Here is a 23,072-nt window from a genome sequence, read left to right on the forward strand (position 1 = left end):
ATTTTTGGAATTATATGTTTAACAAATTCTTCTGTTTTTATGAGTAAAACTACCTTAAAAGGTTTTTTAAACCTAATATTACTATTTAGTTTGTTGTTTTTTGTTTCTCAAAGTTTTTCTCAGAATAGAACTGCAGATTCAAAAAATTTATGGCTTAAGGCTATTAAAAAAAACGCTTCAACAATAGGCTCACTTTATGAAATTGATATTAAAGAGCTACAGAATATATTAAAAGCTGCACCAAATAGAAGTTCTTTTAAAGGCAGATCGGATATTATTATCCAGTTGCCTAATCTAAATGGTGAAATGGAAAAGTATAGGGTGAAAGAAGCATCTGTAATGGCTCCAGGATTACAAGCTAAATATCCAGAAATAAGATCTTATGTTGGATATGGTATTGATTCTCCAACATCTCGTTTGCGTTTTAGTTTATCTCCATATAAAGGATTATCTGGAATTGTAATTTCTGGAGAGGAAAATAAAACAATAATAATTGAACCTAAAAAAGGAGATGTTTCTCAAATCGAAATTTTTAAAAGATCAGATAGAAAAAAAGGGGACAATGCATTTTTATGCAATACAACGGGTGAATTAGAGAGTACTATAAAATCATCAACTTCTTTAGGTCAATTTAGTTCAGCAAATGGAACTTTACATACATTTGATTTGGCTTTATCAGTTACTGGAGAATATACTGCCTATCATGGAGGTACAAAAGCGTCTGCTAATGCAGCTATGGTGGCAACAATAACTAGGGTTAATGGTGTGTTTGAAAGTGATTTTAATGTTACTCTAGTTCTTATTCCTGGCAACGATGCAATCGTCTATACTAGTGCAAATACAGACCCATACTCACCAGTGTCTACTGGTCAAAATTACCATTCGTCATATGGAGGCTCACCATGGTTTGCTGTTAATTGGCAGGTAGAATTGCAGGATGATGTATTAACGACAGTAATTGGTGAAGCAAATTACGATATAGGTCATTTATTTGGTCATGCTGGCGGCGGTGGTAATGCAGGTTGTATTGGTTGTGTGTGTGATTCTGCAGCGCATAATGGTGGTAAAGGTAGTGGTTATACTTCTCCAGCCGATGGTATCCCAGAAGGAGATACTTTTGACATAGATTATGTTGCTCACGAATTAGGTCATCAGTTTGGAGCTAACCATACTTTCTCTCATCAATCAGAAGGAAGTGGTATTGCTCAAATTGAGCCTGGAAGCGGAAGTACTATAATGGGTTATGCCGGTATTACAGGAGCTACTAATGTACAACAAAATTCAGATCCTTATTTTCATGCAATATCTATTCAACAAGTAACAGCTCATGTGGCATCAAGAACTTGTGATGATGAAACAGCTACTGGAAATAATGTGCCTGTCGCAAATGCCGGTTCTAATTATACATTACCTATTGGAACTCCTTTTATATTATCTGGATCTGCAACTGATTTGGATGGAGGAGATGTTTTAACCTATTGCTGGGAGCAATATGATGAAAGAAATGGACAAGGAGGAGGTTTTCCTAGTGCAACAGGAACCAATAATAATAACCCTTTATTTAGATCATATAGCCCAAGTAGTTCATCCGAAAGAACTTTTCCGAAAATGTCAGATTTGATAGCAAGTGGTGTAAATGGTACGTTATGGGAAAAAATACCTACAGTAGCTAGAAGTGCGGATTTTAGATTAACGGTTAGAGATAATAGAAATTTAGGAGGAGCTAGTGATTTTGCAGATATGTCTGTGAATTGGGTTACTGCTGCCGGACCATTTACTGTAAGTTCTCAAAACACAAATTCAGTTTGGCAACAAGGAAGTATACAGACCATTACTTGGGATGTTGCAAGTACTAACGCAGCACCAGTAAATGCTGCTAATGTAGATATATTATTATCTACAGATGGCGGTTTAACTTATCCAACAGTATTAGCTACAGCTGTAACTAATGATGGTTCACATAATATTCTAGTGCCTAATGGAGAATCTGCGAACTGTCGTATAATGGTAAAAGGAAGTGGGAACATTTTCTTTAATATAAATACAGCAGTAATTAATATTTCGGGTTCAGTAGCACCAACAATATCTTATGCAACAACTTTTGGAAATATTATTGAAGGATCAGATTGTGATTATACAGATATTCTAGTACCTTTAACAATAGGTCAAGGACCTAGTGAAAGTGCTTTAGTTACTTTTGCGATACCTGCTGGAGACGCTTCAATTGGAGTGGATTATGATATTTTGACTCCAACTGTTACTTTTGATCAAGGTATCACCGATTCTCAAGATTTAAGGCTTAGAATTTATAATGATTCTTTTGCTGAAACTGATGAAACAATAACAATAGATTTTTCTGTTAGTCCAAATGGAGGAAATGCAGTAGTTGGGTCCAACTCGTATACGTTTATTATAACTAATGATGATTTTGATCCTTTATCATCTGGGGCAATAAGTACAATATTCTCAGATGATTTTGAATCTGGATTATCAAATTGGACAGTTTCAGGTAATGGAACCTCAAATTTTGCTATTACTAATAATGCAGGATTTCCTGATGCTGGTTTCTTCAATTCGAACCAATCTAATACAACTAACTATGCTTTTGTTAATGATGATAGTTGTAACTGTAATATGGATGCTGAACGTATCGCCTCAATTGGTATTGCCTTAACTGGTGGCAAAGAATACACTATTTCTTTCGATTATGCTTTTGATAATCAATATGTGGGTGATACTGCAAGATTGGAACTTTCATCAGATGGAGGAGCGACATGGTTAATTGCATCAAATCTCCCAATAACGGCTACAGGAACTGGTTCAACAGCTGCTAGTACGGTGCCGTTTACAACTACAAGTTTTAGCTATACACCAGGAGCAAATGAAACAACAAATTTCTCATTTCTATACGGAGATGAAGGTGGTTGGGCGCAAGGATTAATAATTGATAATTTTGTTATTACTAGTGAAGTAGGCTATTTAGCTGTTCAGACGGCCGAAAACACAATGACTCCAAACTCAATAAATTTACAAGCTATTGGCTCTGCTTATGCTTTTGATGCAATAAGTGGTGATCTCATCTTAAACTATAATAATATTAATGGTTTCGATTATGGTTGTATCGATGCCAATGTAGTTAGAGAAGGTCTTGGAGCGCAAGAATACAATGGCAGTATTTCTCCAGCTTTTGTAACAGAGAAGTCTTTTACAATTACACCAACTAATACGACAACAAATACGGTAACGGAATTAACCTTTTATTTCACTGAAGCAGAAATTTCAGGTTGGGAAGGCACTACTCTATTATCCAGAAATAATTTATTTGCAAAGAGAGAAGGTAGTAATGATATTGTACCGGTAACAGTTTCAGCATACGGTTCAGATGTAGCTTTAACAGGATTATTTACAGGTGTTTCTGGTGTCTATTATTTTGGTCCAGAAGATGCCTTTAGAACAGCAGTTGCTCCTAAAGTATATTTACAAGGCGCTTTATTAAATAGCACTGGAGGATTAATGCGTGATGATATACGTACAATGATTTCCACTACGAGTCCTTATGATGCTACAATATGTAATGCTTCGGTATTTACTGTAACTGGAAACGATGCTATTGTGGATTGGGTTCAAGTAGAGCTAAGAGATGCTAATAATAACACAACTGTTGTTGTTTCACAATCTGCTTTATTACAAAGAGATGGAGATGTAGTAAATACAAACGGTATTTCATCTTTAATTTTTAATGTGCCATCGGCTAATTATTATGTAGCCATTAAACATCGAAATCACTTAGGGATTATGACAGCTAATCCCATTTTATTAAGAAATTCAAATGTAGCTACGGTAGATTTTACAGATGTTACAAACCAAATTACTTTTGGAAGTAATGCACAAACAGCCTCTGGTATGCCTGTAAATATAGTGGCAATGTGGGCAGGAAATGTAAATGGAGATGATATTGTACAGTATTCTGGAACCACTCCAGACTCTCCAAGCATTTTATCTGAAGTTATAAATGATTTAGGAAACTTTCTTGGTTTACCAACGTACATAGTGAATGGATACAATGTGCATGATATAAATATGGACGGAAAGACTCAGTATACAGGAACCGAACCTGATACGCCTTTTGTACTTCAGAATGTTATAGATCATCCAGAGAATTTTTTGAACTTTTATACGTATCAAATAGAAGAACAATTACCAGAAAATTAATTTATCTGGATTGTTTTTTTAAATTCATTATTCTGAAAATTCAAATAAAAATATTTATGATTAATAAGAATTGAGATTGTTATAAATATAAAATAATAGAAGCCAATACGAAAGTATTGGCTTTTTACGTTTGTATTAATATGAAAAAGATTGTATTCGTTTTTATTTTAGGCCTCTCAGTAGTTGCATTAGCATTTCAATTTAAACCTGTAAAAGAAACTGTAGAATATGTTTCTAAAGCTGTGGTTTTAAAAGAAACCCTAATACATAAAGACGGTCTAACCATAAGCTCAAGAGTTAAAATGCCTAAAGGTTATAAGCGTGTTGAGTATCCAAAAGGATCATTTCAGGAATATTTACGCAATTATAAACTAAAACCGTTTGGGAGTAAAATTATTAATTACGACGCTAGTGAATATTACTGGCAACAAGGTCACATAGGAATTCTAGAAATACCAGTTCCTAAAAATGGTTTGCAACAGTGTGCAGACGCTTTAATAAGAATAAGAAGCGAATACCTTTGGGATAACAATAGAAAGCGTGAAATAGGTTTTAATTTTACCTCAGGCCATTATTGTTCATGGAAAAAATATGCCGAAGGTTATAGACCTCAAATTAATGGTAGTAAAGTGACGTTTAGCAAGACCGCTTCAGCAAACCAAACAAAAGAGAATTTCTACAAATACCTTAATCTAATCTATATGTATTCTGGCACTTTATCGTTGTCTCTGGAGTTAAAAGCGATTACTACGGTTAAAGATTTAAAAACAGGAGACATGCTTATTAGAGGTGGAAGTCCTGGACATATTGTAATTCTTGCAGATGAGGTTGTAAACAAAAAAGGAAAAAAATTATTTCTACTTTTTCAAGGTAATACACCAGCACAAAGCGTGCATTTGGTAAAGAATCTTGAAGATAGCTCTATTTCGCCTTGGTACAATTTAAAAATGAATGCTGAAATCCCAGTATCGAACTACACGTTTTACGATTCTAAATTTGCACGCTTTAAATAGTAGCGGTTTACAGTAATTTTATTGCTTTATTTCAAAACTCTAGAGCATTTAATCCTTATCCTTTATCTCGTTTTCTAATATTTTATCAACAGTTTCTAAGGTGCGATATAATCTATCTACCTGCCATTTTAGAGATACTGTACTTTCAATTTTGAAGGTTAGTAAGTTCCAAAGCTTTAAATTATTATAAAATTGGTTATAATTAGTAGTTGGTCCTACTGTTTTTAATCCACTAGCATGGGCTCCACCATGCACCACATTGGCATAATTTATAGTGTTATAAAAGTAGGGTTCTATAGCAGTTGTATATTGATTAAATACATAATCGTCCGAACTATTTAAATCTTCAAATAGTATGCTAAACATCTGGAGTCCGTTTTTTAGAGAGTCGTTTTTAACCTTCGATAAATAGCCTTCATTTAAAAACTCATTGATTATTGGATAGGAAAAGTTAGCCCTGTAAGCGGTCCCTAATGCGCCTAAAGTTTCTTTTAAAAGATATAATGAGTCTTTGTTTTTTAAATTTATAATGTCAAGACTTCTATTGTTATGTTGATTTAGAGTGTCCAGTTTTGCACTAAACCATTTCGCTCTTCGTTGCGTGATGGTTATCTCTGCATGTATTTTAACGAAGTAATTTTCTAATACGGCCTTTTCTTTATTAGTGTTACTCCAATCATTAATTTGAAGCGCAAAGAGAATTCCAATAACTACTAGTACTATTTCGCCAATCGCGTATTTAAAATATTTACCCGTTTTGTTTTCTAAAAGAAGCGACTTTCTTATATGTCTAAAGAACTTTATCATCGTTTTAATCGTTTTTTAAATCATCTTCTATTAATTGATTCAGTTTTTGAAGCTGATTTGTCATTTCGCTATGCGTATATTTTATTCCTATATTGTTAGTTACCGCAAGTTTTAACCCATTTCTAAATTCACTTATATTAAGCAATCTGTTATAATCCGGAATTACCGTTGATATAGGAATTTGTGATGGATCTTTAGGAGACAAGAGTCCAGTATCAGCTGTTTTTTGAATGTCTAATGAATTAAATATTACGATGTTTTTTATAGAAACGTTATAAAGATATTCTTCATACTCACGATACATATGATGCTCCATATTATTAATTTGTTTATACATTTTATCTAGCTCTAATAGATGATTTTTAATCGAATCATTAGTAATATAATTTAGATTACCAGAGCTCACTAGCTCTTTATAGGTGTTATTTGTTGGTATAAAATTAAGTCTAGGAAAAACGCTGTTAATAAGCTGTTCTAGAGAGATAACATCTAAAACGGTTTCAAGTGGCTTAAAAGCTAGCAAACGTGCAGCCGATTTTGCTGTCGCAGCTCTGTAATTAATAAGGCTGTCGTTGTTTTTAAATTCTAGTGTGATATCTGTTTGCAAGTTTTTTAAGTAGTTTACTTCTTGTTTTCTAGCCTTTCTATCTTCATTTCTATTATTTATGGCAAGCGCAATCAAAATACCTATAACCACTAGTACTATTTCTCCAATGGCGTAAAGTAAATACTTAGAGGTTTTGTTTTCTTTAATCATGTTTTGGCGAATTTTTCTAAAGATTTTAATCATGGTATTATGCTTCTATATTTTTAATTTCTGTGTCAATAGACATTATGAGCGTTTTTACCAGTTTTAGTAATTTTTGCCGGTAATGATAATTTAAAAATAGATTAAGTCTGTTTCGATAAGATTTCACAAAGTACAAAAACTCTTGATCGGTTTTTAGTACTTCATAATTTAAAGGTTTAAGTCGCGGTTTAGAGTTAGATGCATTCAAATCATATACGTAAGATTCCTCAAATCGTGTAGAAAACAAGTCTCTAATGGCACGTTCATTTTCATCTAAAATAATAGAAGACTCATTTCTCAAAAAATAACTGTATTCAGAACCATAAACTCTTATAATTTCATCTCTTAAGGTCTCATTTTTAATCAAATTTATACTTTTAGATTTAAGCGTCTCAAAAGCGCTAGTAGAATGCTCAAAAATTACAGGAAACATCATATCACCAATATAATCTGGTATGGAATCGTTGTATGGTAAATTATTTTCTAAGGAATGGATAACGACATCGGCTGAAGCGATACTAGATATTATACGTTTTTCGTTCCATTTTAAATCCGTAAAATCTGCTTCCAAACCAATTTCTATAGCCTTGAGCATGTGCAGCTCTTCCTTGGATGCTCTGCGGTCTTCATTCCAATTATTAATAGATAATGCTATTAAAATCCCAATAACTACTAGTACTATTTCGCCAATAGCATAAAGCAAATACTTTTTTGTTTTTCCTTCGGAAATGTAACGTTGACGAATATGTCTAAAAATTTTAATCATATTTATTTCTAGTGTAAATAGGAGCTTATTTAATTATTATTTATGCTCATTATCTATTAAAACAATAAGCTGTTCGCACATGGTTTTCATTTGTTTTAACTGTTCGTTCATGACGCTAAATTCATAAACCGCCATTACAAAACCATTTTTTTGTTTGGTGTCTTTTAGCATGGCATCAAATTGGTCAACGGATAAATCTCTATTTTCACCAGCTGCACCTTTACTCATGTAGTACATATAATTTTGAACAATTGGATTCATGTCCATCATATCAAAAGAGGGCTCATATAGCATAACTTCCGCATCATATCTAAAATGAGCTTCCTCGTCTTTTAAGGACTTATAAAGTGATTCCATATTAAGTAGCGTGTTTTTAATAGAATCATTTGAAATTAATGCCAAATTACCAGAATTCAATAACTCTTGGAAGGTGTTGTTAATTTGAGAAAATTTCTGCCATGTATAAATATTTACCGTATGTATACTAAAAACTTTGAGGTCTGTTATGGGCTCTCCTTCGTAATGATTAATGACTGTATTTGCAGAATTAATAGCCGTTGTTCTTGTGGCTATATAAGTGTCTAAATGTGCGATATTCAGTTTTAAATCTGTTTTAATATTTTTTAAATAATGTAATTCTTTCTTACGCTGTTGATTTGATGTGTTGTAATTATTGATGTTGAGCGCAATAAGAATTCCAATAACCACAAGTACGATTTCGCCAATGGCATAAAGTAGATACTTACTAGCTTTATTTTCATTAATCATGTTTTGGCGTATTTTTCTAAAAAACTTAATCATTATTTGTGGGTTTAGAGAGTTCAATTATTTTAGTCATGTTATAACTTCGTGTTTCACTTATACAATTATTGCGAACAAAGCGTTCTTCTTCCTGATAATCTATAAGGATAGCGTTACAAATTATTATTAATTGACGCAATTCATGATTTAAAATAAGAGCTATGGATAAACAATAAATTATAGAGTTAGTAGCAACGTCTAAAGAGTTAAACGTGCCCAAAAACCCGCCATGATAACCAAGTGAATTTATGTTTTTAGATTGCAGTTGTTGCCGGATTTGGGGAAAATTTTTAACCATCTATTTAAAATTTTAAACAGATGAGGTTGATGTTTCGTGTTTGGTTGTGCAAAATGTAGTGCTTAAATTAATAAAAATGATCTAATAGCGTTTTTAAAGATACAGCTTTTTCGTTTTAGTTGTCGATTGTGTTTTTATCTTTCTTTACTTGATACCTAATCCTCTTTTTATTAATGAAAGGCTTTCGTATTTTTGCATAATGAGTAAACCGTTAACACCACAAGAACTTCACAACCTTGCCATGAACCATGTTGGTAAAGATTTAGAAAAAAGAGGTTTTGAGTTTATAGCTATAAATAGCAAACTAAAAAAACATCCACAATTTGTTTGTATGGATGCCAAAAAGCAATATTATTTCGTTGTTGTAAAAGCTGTGGTTTTACCTGATAATGCTAATAATTACGATGTAGTTTGGATGGAGTCTTTTAAAGAACATGCAAGAACAAACGATGCAAAAGTACTTTTTGCTGGAGTAGGTTTAGGAAACCCTGAAAGTGAAAACCTGCCTATTTATTTAAACGAAGAATATTTAATTGAGTATAATGGCATACAAGTGCTAGACACCAATTTTAACTAAAATATTTATGAAAAATTCAATTTTTGTTTTACTAGTTTTATTGGTTACGTCTTGTAAAAAAGAGCCACAATTAATTAAAGTTTCTGGACCTGTTTTTGGCACAGGGTACACTATTCAATATTACCATAATGATACTTCGGGTTTTCAAAAAGAGTTTGATAGTTTGTTCTTTATTATTAATAAATCGATGTCAAATTATCAAGCTAATTCAGATATTTCTAAAGTAAATAGAAATGAACGTATTAATGTAGACAAGCATTTTGAAACTGTTTTTGGAGCAGCAAAGCAAATATACAGAGAGACCGAAGGTGTTTTCGATCCAACCATTGGTAAATTAGTAAATGCCTGGAACTTTGGTTCTGAAAAAAACAATACTGTTTTGGATAGTGTTAAAGTCGATAGTTTAATGCGTTTTGTTGGTTTCAATAGAGTTGGCTTGGTAAATCGAATCATTAAAAAACCAGAACACACTTTTATAGATTTTAATGCTATAGCAAAAGGGTATGGCGTAGATGTTATTGCTGATTTTTTGGAATCAAGAAATGTGTCGCATTATATTGTAGATATTGGTGGCGAATTGCGTGCCAAAGGCTCTAATATAAGGAAAGAAAAAGGCTGGACTGTTGGTATAGAAAACCCAAATTTTGATGGTACACAAACTACAAATGCTATTTTAGAATTTCGTGATAACGCAATGGCAACATCTGGAACTTACAGAAAGTTTAAACTAGACAATAGCGGTAACAAATACACCCATATAATAAATTCTAAAACTGGTTATTCTACAAAAACGAACATTTTAAGTGTTTCAGTAATTGCAAATAGCTGTATGTTAGCCGATGGTTATGCAACTGCATTTCAAGCCATGGGAATAGAAAAAGTAAAGTATTTTACAAAAAAACATCCAGAGCTAAAAGTCTATTTAATTTTTGAGAATTCTAAAAATGAAATTGAAACACTTGCTTTAAATGGTTTTTTAGATTAATTAGTTTTTTTGCTTAGAAGTTCAAAAGCACCTTTTAGAAATTTATTACATTAATTAAAAATGTATTAAACGATATTTACATCTAACTGATTATTGCTCATGAAATTTAAGATTATTACTATACTCTTATTAATTACTTTCCATTTTGGGTTTCCTCAAGAACAAGACCTTGATAGTATAAAACAACAAATAGAGACTTATAAGAAAAGAGATACTATAAGAGTAAACCTTTTAAATCAGTTAACTAGATATTATGCAACTCGCGAAATATCAAAAAATGAAGCCATATTAAATGAAGCTATAATAATTAGTAAAGAAATAAATTACACTCAAGGTTTGTCTGACTCTTATACAAACCTAACTTCATTTCATGTGCAATCTGGTAATTATGGCAAAGCTTTAGAGCTTGCTTTGAAAACCAAAAAAATACAAGAAGAGATAAGTGATTTTGCAGGATTAATCTACACAAATAGTAGTATTGCTAGAATATATAATCATTTAGAAGAATCTAATAAGGCAATAGAAATACAATTAGAAAATTTAGAATTAATAAAAAAGAACCCAAATAAAAACATTGAAGCACAAGTTCATTTTTATTTAGGAACGGCTTACACGGAAGTAGAAAAATATGATGATGCAGAATTTCATTACAAAGCTGCCAAGCAAATTGCAGAATCTGTTAGTTTTGAAACAGGAATAGCTATTGCAAATTCGTCGTTAGGAGTTATAGAAAATAAGAGGCGTAATTATAAAGCCGCAATAACGTATTTAAACCAATCTTTAACTTTCTTTAAGAAGAATAATCAGAATGCAAACGTAGCACATTCTAATCTTGAATTAGCTGTTTCATTTGCTAATACAGGAAGAATAGGCGATGCTCTTGACGTCAATGAAGAAGCTATTAAAATTTATAAAGATCAAAATAATTTTAAAAGCTTAAGTCGTGCTTATCTTGAACAAAGTGATTATTTTAAGCGAAAGAATGATTACTTAAATGCAAACAAATACCTTGAAGAACATTATAAAGTAAAAGATAGCATTTTTTCGAAAGAGAAAGTTTCAGTAATAGAAGAGATGCAAATCAAATACGAAACAGAAAAAGTTCAAAAAGAAAAAGAACTTGCAGAAAAACAAGTAGCAATTACGCAATTAGAAAGTGATAAAAATAGAAACCTGTTTTTAGGCTCTTTACTTATAGCTGGTTTAATTCTGCTATCTTCATTGTTTTATTTTAGTCGTTTAAAAGCTAAAAAGAAAGCCGATTTAATAAAGATAGAACTGCAAGAAACACAAAAACGTTTAGCCATTGAAAAGCAATATAGAGATTCCGAACTAAAAGCGTTGAAAGCTCAAATGAATCCACATTTTATTTTTAATGCATTAAATTCTATTCAGGACTATATTGTTTTAAATCAGAAAAATTTGGCAAGCGATTATTTAGGAAAGTTTGCAGATTTAATTAGAAATTACCTTCATTTTAGTGATACAGGTTTTATTTCTATTCCAGAAGAAGTTCATAATTTAAATCTCTATTTAGAATTAGAGAAACTACGTTTCGAGGAACAATTAGAATATACGTTTCAAGTAGAGGAAGCTGCAAATTCCGATGCTTTAACGATTCCAACAATGCTTATTCAGCCTTATGTGGAAAATGCGTTAAAACATGGTTTGTTACATAAAAAGGATAATAGAAAACTAAATATTTCAATATCTAAAACCTCAGATAAAATTATAGAATGTAGTATTGTAGATAATGGTATTGGAAGAGAAAGGTCTCGAGAAATTAATAAAAAAAGAGCACACCATCACAAATCTTTCGCTTTAAAAGCCACAACAGAACGTTTAGATTTGTTAAACTATGGTCGTGAAAAGAAAATAGGAGTAACCATTATTGACTTACAAGAAAATAATGAAGCAACTGGAACCAAAGTAGTTTTAAAAATCCCAATTATAAAAAAGTAAAATGAAAGCACTTATAATAGACGACGAGAAAAAAGCAAGACAAGTTCTACATATTTTAGTGGATGAAAACTGCCCGAAAATCACAGAAATTTTTGAAGCTTCAGATCTCCTTTCAGGAGTGGAACTTATTAAAAAAGAGAAGCCTAGTATTGTGTTTTTAGATATAGAAATGCCAGAACATTCTGGTTTAGAGATTTTAAATTTTATTGAAAAAGAAGTTCATAATTTCGAAATCATTTTTACAACTGCGTATAGCGAATATGCAATTCAAGCCTTTCAACTGTCTGCTATAGATTATTTGTTAAAACCTGTAAGACCAAGTCAAGTAAAAGAAGCTGTAGATAAAGCAATCGCTTTTTTAGGTAATTCGCAAATAAATCAACGTCTTGTAGAACTAAAATCTAGCTTGCAAGATTCTAATTTTAAAAAAATAGGGTTGCCAAATGCAGATGGTATTAAGTTTGTAAATATTCAGGATATAATCATGCTAGAAGCAGATGGAATGTATACCAATGTATCTACTATTAAAGATGGAAATATTTTAGTAAGTAAACCTTTAAAATTCTTTGTAGAAATTCTTCAAAAAACAAAAACCTTTTATCGTCCACACCGTTCTCACTTAATAAATCTCTCTTATATAAAAGAGTATATAAAAAAAGATGGCGGTTATATTGTTATGGAAAACGACAAAACAATTTCAGTTTCTAATGATAAAAAGGAAGAGTTTTTAACCATTGTAAGTAACATTGGCTAAATTGGTTTTATCAATGTTGTATATTTACTAGATAATTCTATTTATTGAAAACACCTTTTTTATACCTGTTGTTTTTTTTATTGAGCTTACAATTACTGTTTGCTCAACAACCAGTTTCCATACATCTAACAGAAAAAGATGGGCTTCCAGACAACGAGTTTTACAATGTTCTTGAAGACAGTAAAGGCTATATATGGTTAGCAGCAGACAAAGGTTTGTTTCGGTTTGATGGCGTTAATTATAAAAAATTTCAACATCCAGAGCAAATTGGGCTTTCGGTTTTTCAATTAAAAGAAGATGAAAATGGTGCTGTTTGGTTTATTAATTTATCTGGCCAAGTTTTTTATATACAAGACGAAAAAATAACACTTTTTAATAACTATAGCACAGGGTATAAAGGAAGTTTGCCTGGTTTAAAGCTTGTGAATAATCTATTGATTTTATCAAACCAATTAAAAATAATAATAGTAAATATTAAAAGCAAAAAAGTTGTTTTTAAAGATGAAGTAAATGGAGCTTTATATATTGAACCAGCTGTTTACAACAAAACATTGTACTATGGGTTGAATAATAATTTAATAAAATTAAACCTAGTAAGTTTTGAAAAAAGTAGCATTCTTCTTAAACCCAATAGTAAAGTTGTAACACAACACTCTCATTCTTCAATATTTGGTGAAAATTTATTGTTTTATGTAAACGATAAAAAAGGATTGTCTTTCTTTAGTACTAATAGTAAGTTTCATTCTAAAATTAACAAGCTACAGCATAGTTTTCCTAATACCAGAATAATATCTGTTAAAGTAATTGATAATAAAATATGGTATTGCACTAAAAACGGCGTTTTTGTTTGTGAAGTCCAAAAGGACAATCTATTAATAAAAAGACATTTATTCCCAAATCAATTTATAACAGATATTGTTAAAGATAAGCATGCCAATTATTGGTTTACAACGGTTAATAATGGAGTGTTTGTTGTGCCTAATATTGAAATAAATCAAGTTTCTATACCATTAATCAACAATAAGATAAAGAACACCTTCAAAGGAGATGAAAATGAATTACTTATAAGTACAACTAACGCTCACTTACATAAATACACTTTTCCAACAGAAAAAATAGAATCCTATAAATTTGTAAATAATATCAATATTCATTTGTCAAGGCACATTAATAATAATTACTTGGTGCATACTAATAGTGGTACGTTTGAATTTAACAAAGTATTAAAAAATACAAATGTGTTTGCTACTGATGCTACTGCTAAGGACATAAAACAAATAAACTCTAATTATATTATAGGCGCCTATTCAAATCAGATTAGAATAAAAAACACTATTAATAATAAAAATATTTACGAAAAAGACATAAGAGGTTATACTGTATATTATGATGTCAAAAATGATTTAAGATATTTTGCAACTATAAAAGGATTATTAGTATTAAATAAAGACTTAAAAGAAGTAGAAATAAAATATAAAAATAATTCTATTTACATAAATGCAATTACTCAAACCAATGATGGTGTTATATGGTGTAGCTCTTTTAAAAGTGGACTGTTTGGAATTAATGACAATAAAGTAATTTATCATTATACAGAATCTAATGGGTTATTATCTAACACCAATCGATTAATAAAAGCTAAAAATAATAATATATGGATTGCGGGAGATAAAGGGATTCAATACTTTAATACAAAAGAAAACACTTTTAAAAACTTAACAAAAAACGAAGGTATTGTTTCTTATAATTACAACGGCCTAGAAATTATTGACGATAATGTATTTGTTAGTAGTCCAGAGCATCTTATTTATTATAACGAAAAAGAGGTGTTTAAGCCCTACAACACACCAGAAGTTTTTTTTACTTCAGTAAATATCGATAATATAAAACAAGATTTAAAATCTAATTATACGTTTAAAGAAGAAGCGAGAAATATAAGTATAGATTATAGCGCCATTGGTTTTAAAACAAATACAAGCGGACAATTTGAATATAGATTATTGGGCTTGAATAATAATTGGATAGAAACAAAAAATGGTGAAACTAATGTGCAATATAATAGTCTTTCAGTAGGCGATTACACTTTTCAAATAAGAAATGTTACAGCTAACAAAACAGAATCTAAAACCAAGCAAATTTCACTTTTAGTAACCAAACCTTTTTGGGAGAAATTATGGTTTTACATACTTCTAGGTTTCTTTTTTATAGCAATTGTTTCTGTGTTTTATAGACGCCAAATGCGTTTAAAAGAAGCAGAAAAAAACAAGTTATTAAAACAATTAGAAGTCGATAAAGAACTTACAAATTTAAAGTTAGAAAACTTACGCTCACAAATGAATCCGCATTTTGTGTTTAATGCATTAAATTCTATTCAAGAGTATATTTTGAGTAATCAAAAAGGGTTAGCAGCAGATTATTTAGGCAAATTTGCCGATTTAATTAGAACCTATCTAGAACATAGTAGTAAAGGTCAAATATCTTTAGAGGAAGAAGTGCATACTCTAAATATGTATTTAGAATTAGAAAAACTGCGTTTTGAAGACTCTTTAAACTATACTATAGAAATTAGCAATACTATAGATCCAGAAACTATAAACATACCAACAATGCTTATTCAACCGTATGCAGAGAATGCCCTAAAACATGGTTTGTTTCATAAAAAAGAGAATCGAAAACTTACTATTTTAATTTCTAGAATCTCTAACAACGCTATACAATGTATTGTAGAAGATAATGGTGTAGGAAGAAAAAGGTCTAATGAAATAAATAAAAAAAGAGCAGCAAACCACAAGTCCTTCGCATTAAAAGCGACTACAGAGCGCTTAGATTTATTAAACTATGGAAACGAAAAGAAAATTGGTGTTAGCATAATAGATTTGTTAGACACTAATAATCAACCTACAGGAACACGTATAGTTTTAAAAATCCCAATACTAAAAGCTTAAAACAAATTTTTTTATCCAATATTCTAAACCAATTGTTTGGTTTAGAAACTGAAACGCTAGTTTCAGAAATTGACTTCATAAAACAGCTTACTTCAATTGCATCTTTGTTTCATAATTAATAACTAAACTTTTTTATTATGAAAACACGAATACTTTTAATACTACTTATGGTAAGTAGTTTCGCTTTTGCTCAAACATGGAATCAAGTGGGAGCAACACAGTTTACTAATTTTGCAGATTCAGCAGAAATAGCTTTTAATACTACAACAGGTCAGCCTTACGTAGTGTCTCACAATCCTATTAATGATGAAGTTGTTGTAGAAACATTTGATGGAACAAATTGGGTTGCTGTAGGTGCTGTTATTTCAACTCAAGGTCATAATAATTTAGCAATTAAAGTAAATCCAGTAACTCAAGAACCTTGGGTAGCACTTAAAAGAAATGGTTCTGGTTCAGGAAGCACTATAGATATCTTTAGGTATGATGGTGCTTCTTGGGTTGGTGAAGGTTCAAACATTTTATTATTAAGTGGATTGTATTCTTATGGAATTCAATTACAGTTTAATGCTTCAGGAAACGCTAGAATTGCAGGTGTAAGAGGTTCTGGTTCAAATAGAAAAGCTGTTTTTGCAACGTATAATACAGCTGCTACATGGAATGTAATTGATGGAAGAGTAGAACCAAATTTACGATTAGATCTTTGTGATTACGATAATTATTTCTATTCTGAACATTATGGGAGATTTGCAAGTTTCCAAGGATATATACGCAAGCACACAGTAATTAATAATTCTAATGCAGACGAATTTGTTTTAGGTTATTATCCTTCAAGAACTTTAGATATTTCAGGAATTGCAGGCACAAATTATTTTGTTAGTAATGATATAGTTGCATATAATGGTTCAGTTAGTGGTACAAATCCAGATATTATTTTTGGAGATGGAGATACAAGTGATGTCCAACCACAACCATTAAACACTTTAGATAATACCAATAATATTTTAAAATTTAGAAAAAGTAACTCAGATAATAATTTGTATTTAATGTTTTCTGATGCTAGTGAAAATCTAGTATTTCAAAAATATAGTGTAGGTGGTCAAACATGGTCTGTTTTACCATCAATAGGTTTAGTAACATCTACAGCAAATTTCTTTACATCTATGGCAATGAATCCCGTTAATGGAGATATGTATGTTACCTATTTAGATGGAGGTAGAGTTTCTGTTAAACGTTTTTCAATAGAACCTCCATTAACTAAATACTATGTAAATGCAAATGTTTCTGGCGGTGATGCTAGTGGAGATTCATGGGTAAATGCAATGCCTAGTTTAGCAGATGCATTAAATGTTGCAGGATCTGTTACAACAGATGTTTGGGTTACTGCAGGAACTTATAAGCCTTCTGCTTCAGTAAGATCAGCTTCTTTTAATTTAGGTGTTGATAATTTACAAGTAATAGGTGGGTTTAATGGAACGGAAACTACTTTAGCACAAAGAAATATAGGTAATAATCCAACTATTTTATCTGGTGATTTAAATGGAGATGATGCAGGAATTGATTTTGCAACAGCAACTAGAGCAGATAACTCGTATCATGTTGTAGAAATTAATGGCAATGATATTGTTTTAGATGGTTTTATAATTCAAGATGGTCATGCAAATGGAGGTAATGGAAATAATGCAGCTTCTGCCATAAGTAAATTAGAAACAGCAAATGCTTTAAATTTAAAGAACTGCACGATTAAAAATAATGTGAGTTTAGTGGCAGGAAGCATACAAGCTTGGTTTGATACTAATGGAACAATTAATATGGAGAATTGTATTTTTGATGGTAATATATCAACTTATGCTTCTGGTGTGTATGGAGGAACAAGAAACAATAGAACGCTTACAGTAAACATAACCAATAGCTTGTTTGCAAATAATGTGTCTAAAAATAATGGAGGTACATTAGGTTTTACTGGAAGCTCTGTCTGGTTAAGAGCAAATGGATCAGGTTCTACAATTACAACAACTATTGTAAACTCTACTTTTGTAAATAATATAGATATTGGTACGCAAAGTGCGCTAGTAAATAAAGGGACTTTAAGTTTAGCTAGAGCAAGCGGAACACATAATGCAACCATTTCTAACTCTATATTTTATGATAATGAGAATGCTTCTGGAGTAACAAGTTTAGCAGTAACTCAAGGTCATACAACAGCCGTTAATTTAGTAGCTGTCAATAACTCTATAGATGAAGCTAATTTTTCAAACTTAACTTATTTAACAAACACGAGTAATGCAAATCCAATGTTTACAAGTACAACCGATTTTACTTTAATTACAGGTTCGCCAGCAATAGACACAGGAGACAACTCTAAAATTCCTGCAGGAATTAATGTAGACTTATTTGGAAACGATAGAATTTTCAACACAACAGTAGATATGGGAGCTTACGAGTTTGGTTCTACATTAGATGTAGATAATTTTGAAGCTGAAATTAACGAATTTAAAATCTATCCAAATCCAGTTTCAAATACCCTAAATATTAAAATGTCTCAAGACTTTAATAAAGCCCAAGTATATAATATACAAGGACAAAAAGTGTTAGAGAGTAATACTAAAACAATAAACGTGTCTAACCTTGCAGCAGGACTATATTTAATACAAATTGAAGATACTAACGGAGCAACACAAACAAAACGATTTATAAAGAATTAAAGAAGCTAGTTATCAATTATTTAAAAAAAGGAAGTCCATTTTGGACTTCCTTTTTTCTGTTTATAGATCTCAGCAATATTTTCTATTTGGTTTAGAAGTTGAAACGCTAGTTTCAGAAATTGACTACAAAAAACAACTTACTTCTATTGCATCTTTGTTTTATAATTAAACTAAAACTATTTTATTATGAAAACACGAATACTTTTAATACTGCTTTTAGTAAGTAGTTTCACTTTTGCTCAAATTTCAACAACTAATTTGCAAGGTGTTTACAAGTTTACTGGCGGAACTCTGTCGGGATCAAATTCTACTCCTGCTTTAACACTAAACTCCGGTAGTAAGGTTAATGTCGATGATAGATTTCTAAGTGCTAGTGATGCAATTAGAGTTAATAATGCTAAGATGTCTAGAGGTAATATTAATATTAGTAACCAATTTGCATTAAGTTTTTGGGTAAAAACTTCTAATAATTCTTTTACAAGTATAAGAAAAAATATTTTTTACAAAAAAGATGGTTTTGGTTATGAAGTGTATGTGAGGTTTGGAAGAGTGTATATTACTGGTGAAATTAAAATAAATTATTTAAATGGAACATCAGCAATTCGTAGTTATACCTATGCAACACCTGTAATAAATGATGATGACTGGCATCATATAGTTATCAACACAAATATGACATCCACACCAACTACAGGCATAACTAATCAATATGTTGATATTTTTACAGACTTAAATAAGGAAAGTTTCTTATATCAAGACAACGCTGGTGGACCTTATCCTGGAGCTCAGTCTGCTAACCAGGCGACTCAAACTTTAGAAATTAGTAAATATTTAGGTAATGGTAGTGCTAACGATCCTTTTGCTAGTAGATGGTTATATACAGATATTATTGACGATATTTATCTCTATAATACATATCTTAGTGATGCTGATGTAGAAGCATTAGCCTTAGACGGTGGATATTGTTTTGCTCCCTTAATTGATGATTTTACAGCAACAGCAACCGAGAACTCATTAGCAATGTCCTGGGTAGATGCAGGAACATACGATATTGCTTATGTTATAAAAGATCAACCTTTTGCTAATGCAACACAAGTTAATGATATAGTTGCTACAACTTACACTATTCCTGGTTTGATAGCAAGTACTGAATATGATGTTTATATTAGAAAAGAATGTAGTATGACTTTAGATTCTAATTGGTTAAAAAGTACATTTAGTACACTAGCACCACAACGTTTATTAACAATAAATGCTGTAAATGGATCTATTTCTACAAATCCTACTGCTAATGGAGGTATGTTTGATGATGCTACTTCTGTCGAATTAACTGCAACTCCAGATTTAGGATATCAATTTGATGGTTGGAGTGGAGATGCGAGTGGAACAACAAATCCATTTACCATTTTAATGGATGCAGATAAAACAGTTACAGCCAATTTTAGTTTAATACAACATGTGTTAACTATTTCTGCACCAAATGGATCTGTAAATGTAAGTCCTGGAAATATTGGGTATATTTATAATTACGGAACAAATCTTACAATAACTGCAATACCAAATGCTGGATATCAATTTGTTGGTTGGAGTGGTGATGCTTCGGGTTCTGCTAATCCATTAAGTCTTGTTATGGATGCAGATAAGTCTATTACAGCAATTTTTAATACTACATTGAGTGTAGAAGGTTTTGAAACTCTTAAAAGTGAATTTAAAATCTATCCAAATCCAGTTTCAAATATTCTAAATATTAAAATGTCTCAAGACTTTAATAAAGCAGAGGTATTTAATATACAAGGTCAAAAAGTGTTAGAGAGTAATACTAAAACAATAAACGTGTCTAACCTTGCAGCAGGACTATATTTAATACAAATTGAAGATACTAACGGAGCAACACAAACAAAACGATTTATAAAGAATTAAAGAAGCTATTAACCAAACTAAAAAGCTGAGGTAATAGAACTATTATTTCGGCTTTTTTTAAACTTATTAACATGAAAGATGATAAACTAGAACTTGTTGTTGTATTTTTTTGGATAGTTACAGTAGGACTATTAGTTTTTGGGATATAAAGTTATTATCGCTTATACCGAAAGACTAGTATTGCTATTTAAAACTTCTGCATTTTATTTGTAAGACATATACAAATAGAAAACACTTGTATTAATAAACATTGAGTATTAATAGTAACCAACCAATGACTAAAAGTAAACCACCAATTGGAGTAATAGGACCTAAAAAGCGAAGTTTTTTTCCTTTAGATTGAGATAAAATTAGGCCGTAAATACTAAAAGAAAATAATATAATACCTAAAGTAAAACACCAATATATTAAAGATGTCATAGAATTAGAATTAAAACCTAAAATCAATAGCACAATGGCATGATACATTTGGTATTTTACGCCAACCTCAAAACTATGTAACTGTTCGTTAGTTAATATTTTTTTTAAGGCGTGAGCTCCAAAGGCTCCAAAAATTACTGAAAGCATTCCAAAAAAGGCACCCGTAATAATTATAATTTGTTGTGTCATTATATATAAATAGTTAGCCTGCTTTATTTATAAACTACAGGGATAATTTCATCCTTACCAAGGCAGTATTTTTCTATTTCTTCTTCGGACAGATTTGCTTTATAATCAACTTCTTCAACTTTAAAACCAATAGCACGTAACTTGTCAAAATAATCACGTCCATAAACACGCACATGATCGTATTGTCCAAATATTTTTGCGCGTTCTTTTTTGTCGGTTATCGTATTGTCTTCAAAAGTAACTTCACGACTTAAGTCTTGCGGAATTTGAAAAACACCAAAACCGCCAGGTTTCATAACACGAAATAATTCTTGCATGGCTTTAGTATCATCTGGAATATGTTCTAAAACATGATTACAAAAAATAATATCATAGCTATTATCTTCAAAGGGAAGATCGCAAATATCTGCTTTTACATCTGCAATTGGCGATAATAGATCTGTAGTAGTATAATCAAGATTTTTAAGCTGCCTGAAGCGTTTTATGAAACACTGTTCTGGAGCAAAATGTAAAACCTTTAATTTTGAAGCACCTGAAACTGGTTCAGGTTGAAAGAAATTGGTTTCGTTTTTTAAATACAACCAGAATAGTCTATGACGCTCTAGACTTAGTGTTGAAGGCGATAAAACATTATTGCGTTGTGTACCGTAGCCATAAGGTAAAAAGCTACTAAAACTTTTACCATCTATGGGATCTGTGTATGTGTTTCCTTTAAAAAAAAAAGACAGAATAGGTCGCACAATATAGCTTAGCCTTATAAGTAAAGGTCTAGGGACTATATTTAGTATTATTTTAAAGAGTTTTTTCAAATTAATCTACCAATTTAAAAATTCCTTAAATTTATCCGTAGTAAGTATCTTCCATATTAAAAGTAATCCGAAAAGCACTTTTATTAGTGTGCCAATTGTTAACATTTCACTGGCATATGGCCAATGTTGAACTTTAAATAGTGTACCAATAATAGTAAAAATGAAACCCAAAATAATAAATGCTAATAGATGTTTTATTTTCATAATTAATTATAGCACTAAAGCCTTTTGTCTAAATTCATCTTCCTCATTAGAAATAATTCCTAAAGCTTCATAAACATAAGCAAAAGTCGATAAAATTTCAGGTTTGCCATCTAATATCGCTACATCATGTTCAAAATGCGCACTAGGTTTGCCATCTTGAGTAGTAATAGTCCAACCGTCTCTATGTTGCTTTATACGTTGTGTTCCTAAATTAATCATCGGTTCTATAGCTACAACCATGCCTTCAATAAATTTTTTGCCACGACCACGTTTGCCATAATTTGGCATTTCTGGATCTTCGTGCATTACGCGCCCTAAACCATGTCCAACTAGTTCTCTAACAACGCCATAACCACGATCTTCGCAATATTTTTGTATCGCATAACCAACGTCGCCAACACGATTACCAATTTTTAATTCTTTTATTCCAGCGTATAAAGATTCTTTTGTGACTTGTAATAATTTTTCGGTTTCAGGATCTATTTCCCCAACAGCAAAAGTATAAGCATGATCGCCGTAGAATCCATTTTTAATAGATCCGCAATCTATAGAAATAATATCGCCTTCTACCAATGGTGTATTATTTGGTATGCCATGAACCACTTGCGAGTTTGGACTCATACATAAGGTGTTTGGGAAATCGTACAGTCCTAAAAATCCAGGTATTGCACCTTGGTCTCTAATACAAGTTTCAGCAATTTTATCTAATTCAAGTGTTGTTACACCAGGTTTTACGGCTTTTGCAACTTCTCCTAAGGTTTTAGAAACCACAAGTGCAGCTTCTCGCATTAATTCTATTTCTTCTCTTGTTTTTACTATAATCATAACTCAAAATTATTGCCGCAAAGATACTTAAAATAAAATGTATTTTTCTTCAGAAAACATGACTTTTGATAGTTTTTAAGAGTATTAACCATC

General features: G+C 31.1%; 17 protein-coding genes. 9 read left to right on the forward strand and 8 right to left on the reverse strand.

Annotation, left to right across the window (positions count from 1 at the left end; genetic code table 11):
- Window positions 1-39 precede the first annotated feature (39 nt).
- The gene (locus tag RH82_RS17895; protein ID WP_052158333.1) at window positions 40-4,212 is read left to right on the forward strand and encodes a reprolysin-like metallopeptidase; all 4,173 of its coding nucleotides are present in this window, start codon (window positions 40-42) and stop codon (window positions 4,210-4,212) included.
- A 140-nt stretch (window positions 4,213-4,352) separates the two neighbouring features.
- On the forward strand, window positions 4,353-5,225 hold the full coding sequence (locus tag RH82_RS12900) for a DUF4846 domain-containing protein (RefSeq protein WP_034061332.1): 873 nt from the start codon (window positions 4,353-4,355) through the stop codon (window positions 5,223-5,225).
- A 48-nt stretch (window positions 5,226-5,273) separates the two neighbouring features.
- On the opposite strand, the gene RH82_RS17900 is transcribed toward RH82_RS12900, so the two are convergent.
- The 4 genes from RH82_RS17900 to RH82_RS17910 are packed head-to-tail and all read right to left on the reverse strand — an operon-like array spanning window position 5,274 to window position 8,389.
- Window positions 5,274-6,032 (reverse strand): DUF6090 family protein, encoded by a 759-nt coding sequence (locus RH82_RS17900; protein ID WP_052158334.1) that lies wholly within the window; start codon window positions 6,030-6,032, stop codon window positions 5,274-5,276.
- Window positions 6,033-6,036: 4 nt separating this feature from the next.
- Window positions 6,037-6,789, reverse strand: a complete 753-nt coding sequence (locus tag RH82_RS12910; RefSeq protein WP_034061335.1) for a DUF6090 family protein — start codon at window positions 6,787-6,789, stop codon at window positions 6,037-6,039.
- Between the two features lie 37 nt (window positions 6,790-6,826).
- A complete protein-coding gene (locus tag RH82_RS17905) occupies window positions 6,827-7,588 on the reverse strand; it encodes a DUF6090 family protein (protein ID WP_052158335.1) in 762 nt (253 codons plus the stop codon).
- A 36-nt stretch (window positions 7,589-7,624) separates the two neighbouring features.
- Window positions 7,625-8,389: a DUF6090 family protein gene (locus RH82_RS17910; protein ID WP_052158336.1), complete on the reverse strand. Its 765-nt coding sequence runs from the start codon at window positions 8,387-8,389 to the stop codon at window positions 7,625-7,627.
- A gap of 497 nt (window positions 8,390-8,886) precedes the next feature.
- On the opposite strand from RH82_RS17910, the gene RH82_RS12930 reads away from it, so the two are divergent.
- From RH82_RS12930 to RH82_RS12960, 7 genes are all read left to right on the forward strand, one after another.
- Complete coding sequence (locus tag RH82_RS12930) at window positions 8,887-9,264, forward strand: hypothetical protein (protein WP_034061338.1); 378 nt, start codon at window positions 8,887-8,889, stop codon at window positions 9,262-9,264.
- A 7-nt stretch (window positions 9,265-9,271) separates the two neighbouring features.
- The gene (locus tag RH82_RS12935; RefSeq protein ID WP_034061340.1) at window positions 9,272-10,249 is read left to right on the forward strand and encodes an FAD:protein FMN transferase; all 978 of its coding nucleotides are present in this window, start codon (window positions 9,272-9,274) and stop codon (window positions 10,247-10,249) included.
- 99 nt (window positions 10,250-10,348) lie between these two features.
- Window positions 10,349-12,211, forward strand: a complete 1,863-nt coding sequence (locus RH82_RS12940; protein ID WP_034061341.1) for a tetratricopeptide repeat-containing sensor histidine kinase — start codon at window positions 10,349-10,351, stop codon at window positions 12,209-12,211.
- Between the two features lies 1 nt (window position 12,212).
- The gene (locus RH82_RS12945) at window positions 12,213-12,965 is read left to right on the forward strand and encodes a LytR/AlgR family response regulator transcription factor (RefSeq protein WP_034061343.1); all 753 of its coding nucleotides are present in this window, start codon (window positions 12,213-12,215) and stop codon (window positions 12,963-12,965) included.
- Window positions 12,966-13,045: 80 nt separating this feature from the next.
- Window positions 13,046-15,910, forward strand: a complete 2,865-nt coding sequence (locus RH82_RS12950) for a sensor histidine kinase (RefSeq protein WP_034061346.1) — start codon at window positions 13,046-13,048, stop codon at window positions 15,908-15,910.
- A gap of 137 nt (window positions 15,911-16,047) precedes the next feature.
- Window positions 16,048-18,612: a T9SS type A sorting domain-containing protein gene (locus RH82_RS12955; protein WP_034061348.1), complete on the forward strand. Its 2,565-nt coding sequence runs from the start codon at window positions 16,048-16,050 to the stop codon at window positions 18,610-18,612.
- A gap of 186 nt (window positions 18,613-18,798) precedes the next feature.
- On the forward strand, window positions 18,799-20,532 hold the full coding sequence (locus RH82_RS12960; RefSeq protein ID WP_034061350.1) for an InlB B-repeat-containing protein: 1,734 nt from the start codon (window positions 18,799-18,801) through the stop codon (window positions 20,530-20,532).
- A gap of 240 nt (window positions 20,533-20,772) precedes the next feature.
- Here the strand turns inward: RH82_RS12960 and RH82_RS12965 are convergent, their stop codons facing one another.
- Genes RH82_RS12965 through map form a run of 4 tightly spaced genes read right to left on the reverse strand, consistent with a single transcriptional unit; the run spans window position 20,773 to window position 22,979 of the window.
- A complete protein-coding gene (locus RH82_RS12965; RefSeq protein WP_034061353.1) occupies window positions 20,773-21,141 on the reverse strand; it encodes a DUF423 domain-containing protein in 369 nt (122 codons plus the stop codon).
- Window positions 21,142-21,164: 23 nt separating this feature from the next.
- A complete protein-coding gene (locus RH82_RS12970) occupies window positions 21,165-21,950 on the reverse strand; it encodes a class I SAM-dependent methyltransferase (protein WP_034061354.1) in 786 nt (261 codons plus the stop codon).
- 6 nt (window positions 21,951-21,956) lie between these two features.
- Window positions 21,957-22,154 carry a GldL-related protein gene (locus RH82_RS19270; protein WP_034061356.1) on the reverse strand — a complete coding sequence of 66 codons (198 nt, stop codon included), beginning with the start codon at window positions 22,152-22,154 and terminating at the stop codon, window positions 21,957-21,959.
- A 6-nt stretch (window positions 22,155-22,160) separates the two neighbouring features.
- Window positions 22,161-22,979, reverse strand: coding sequence for a type I methionyl aminopeptidase (map, locus tag RH82_RS12980; RefSeq protein ID WP_034061358.1), 819 nt, complete (start codon window positions 22,977-22,979; stop codon window positions 22,161-22,163).
- Window positions 22,980-23,072 lie beyond the last annotated feature (93 nt).

It is taken from the genome of Lacinutrix jangbogonensis (assembly GCF_000797445.1).
Taxonomy (GTDB): Bacteria; Bacteroidota; Bacteroidia; order Flavobacteriales; family Flavobacteriaceae; genus Lacinutrix; species Lacinutrix jangbogonensis.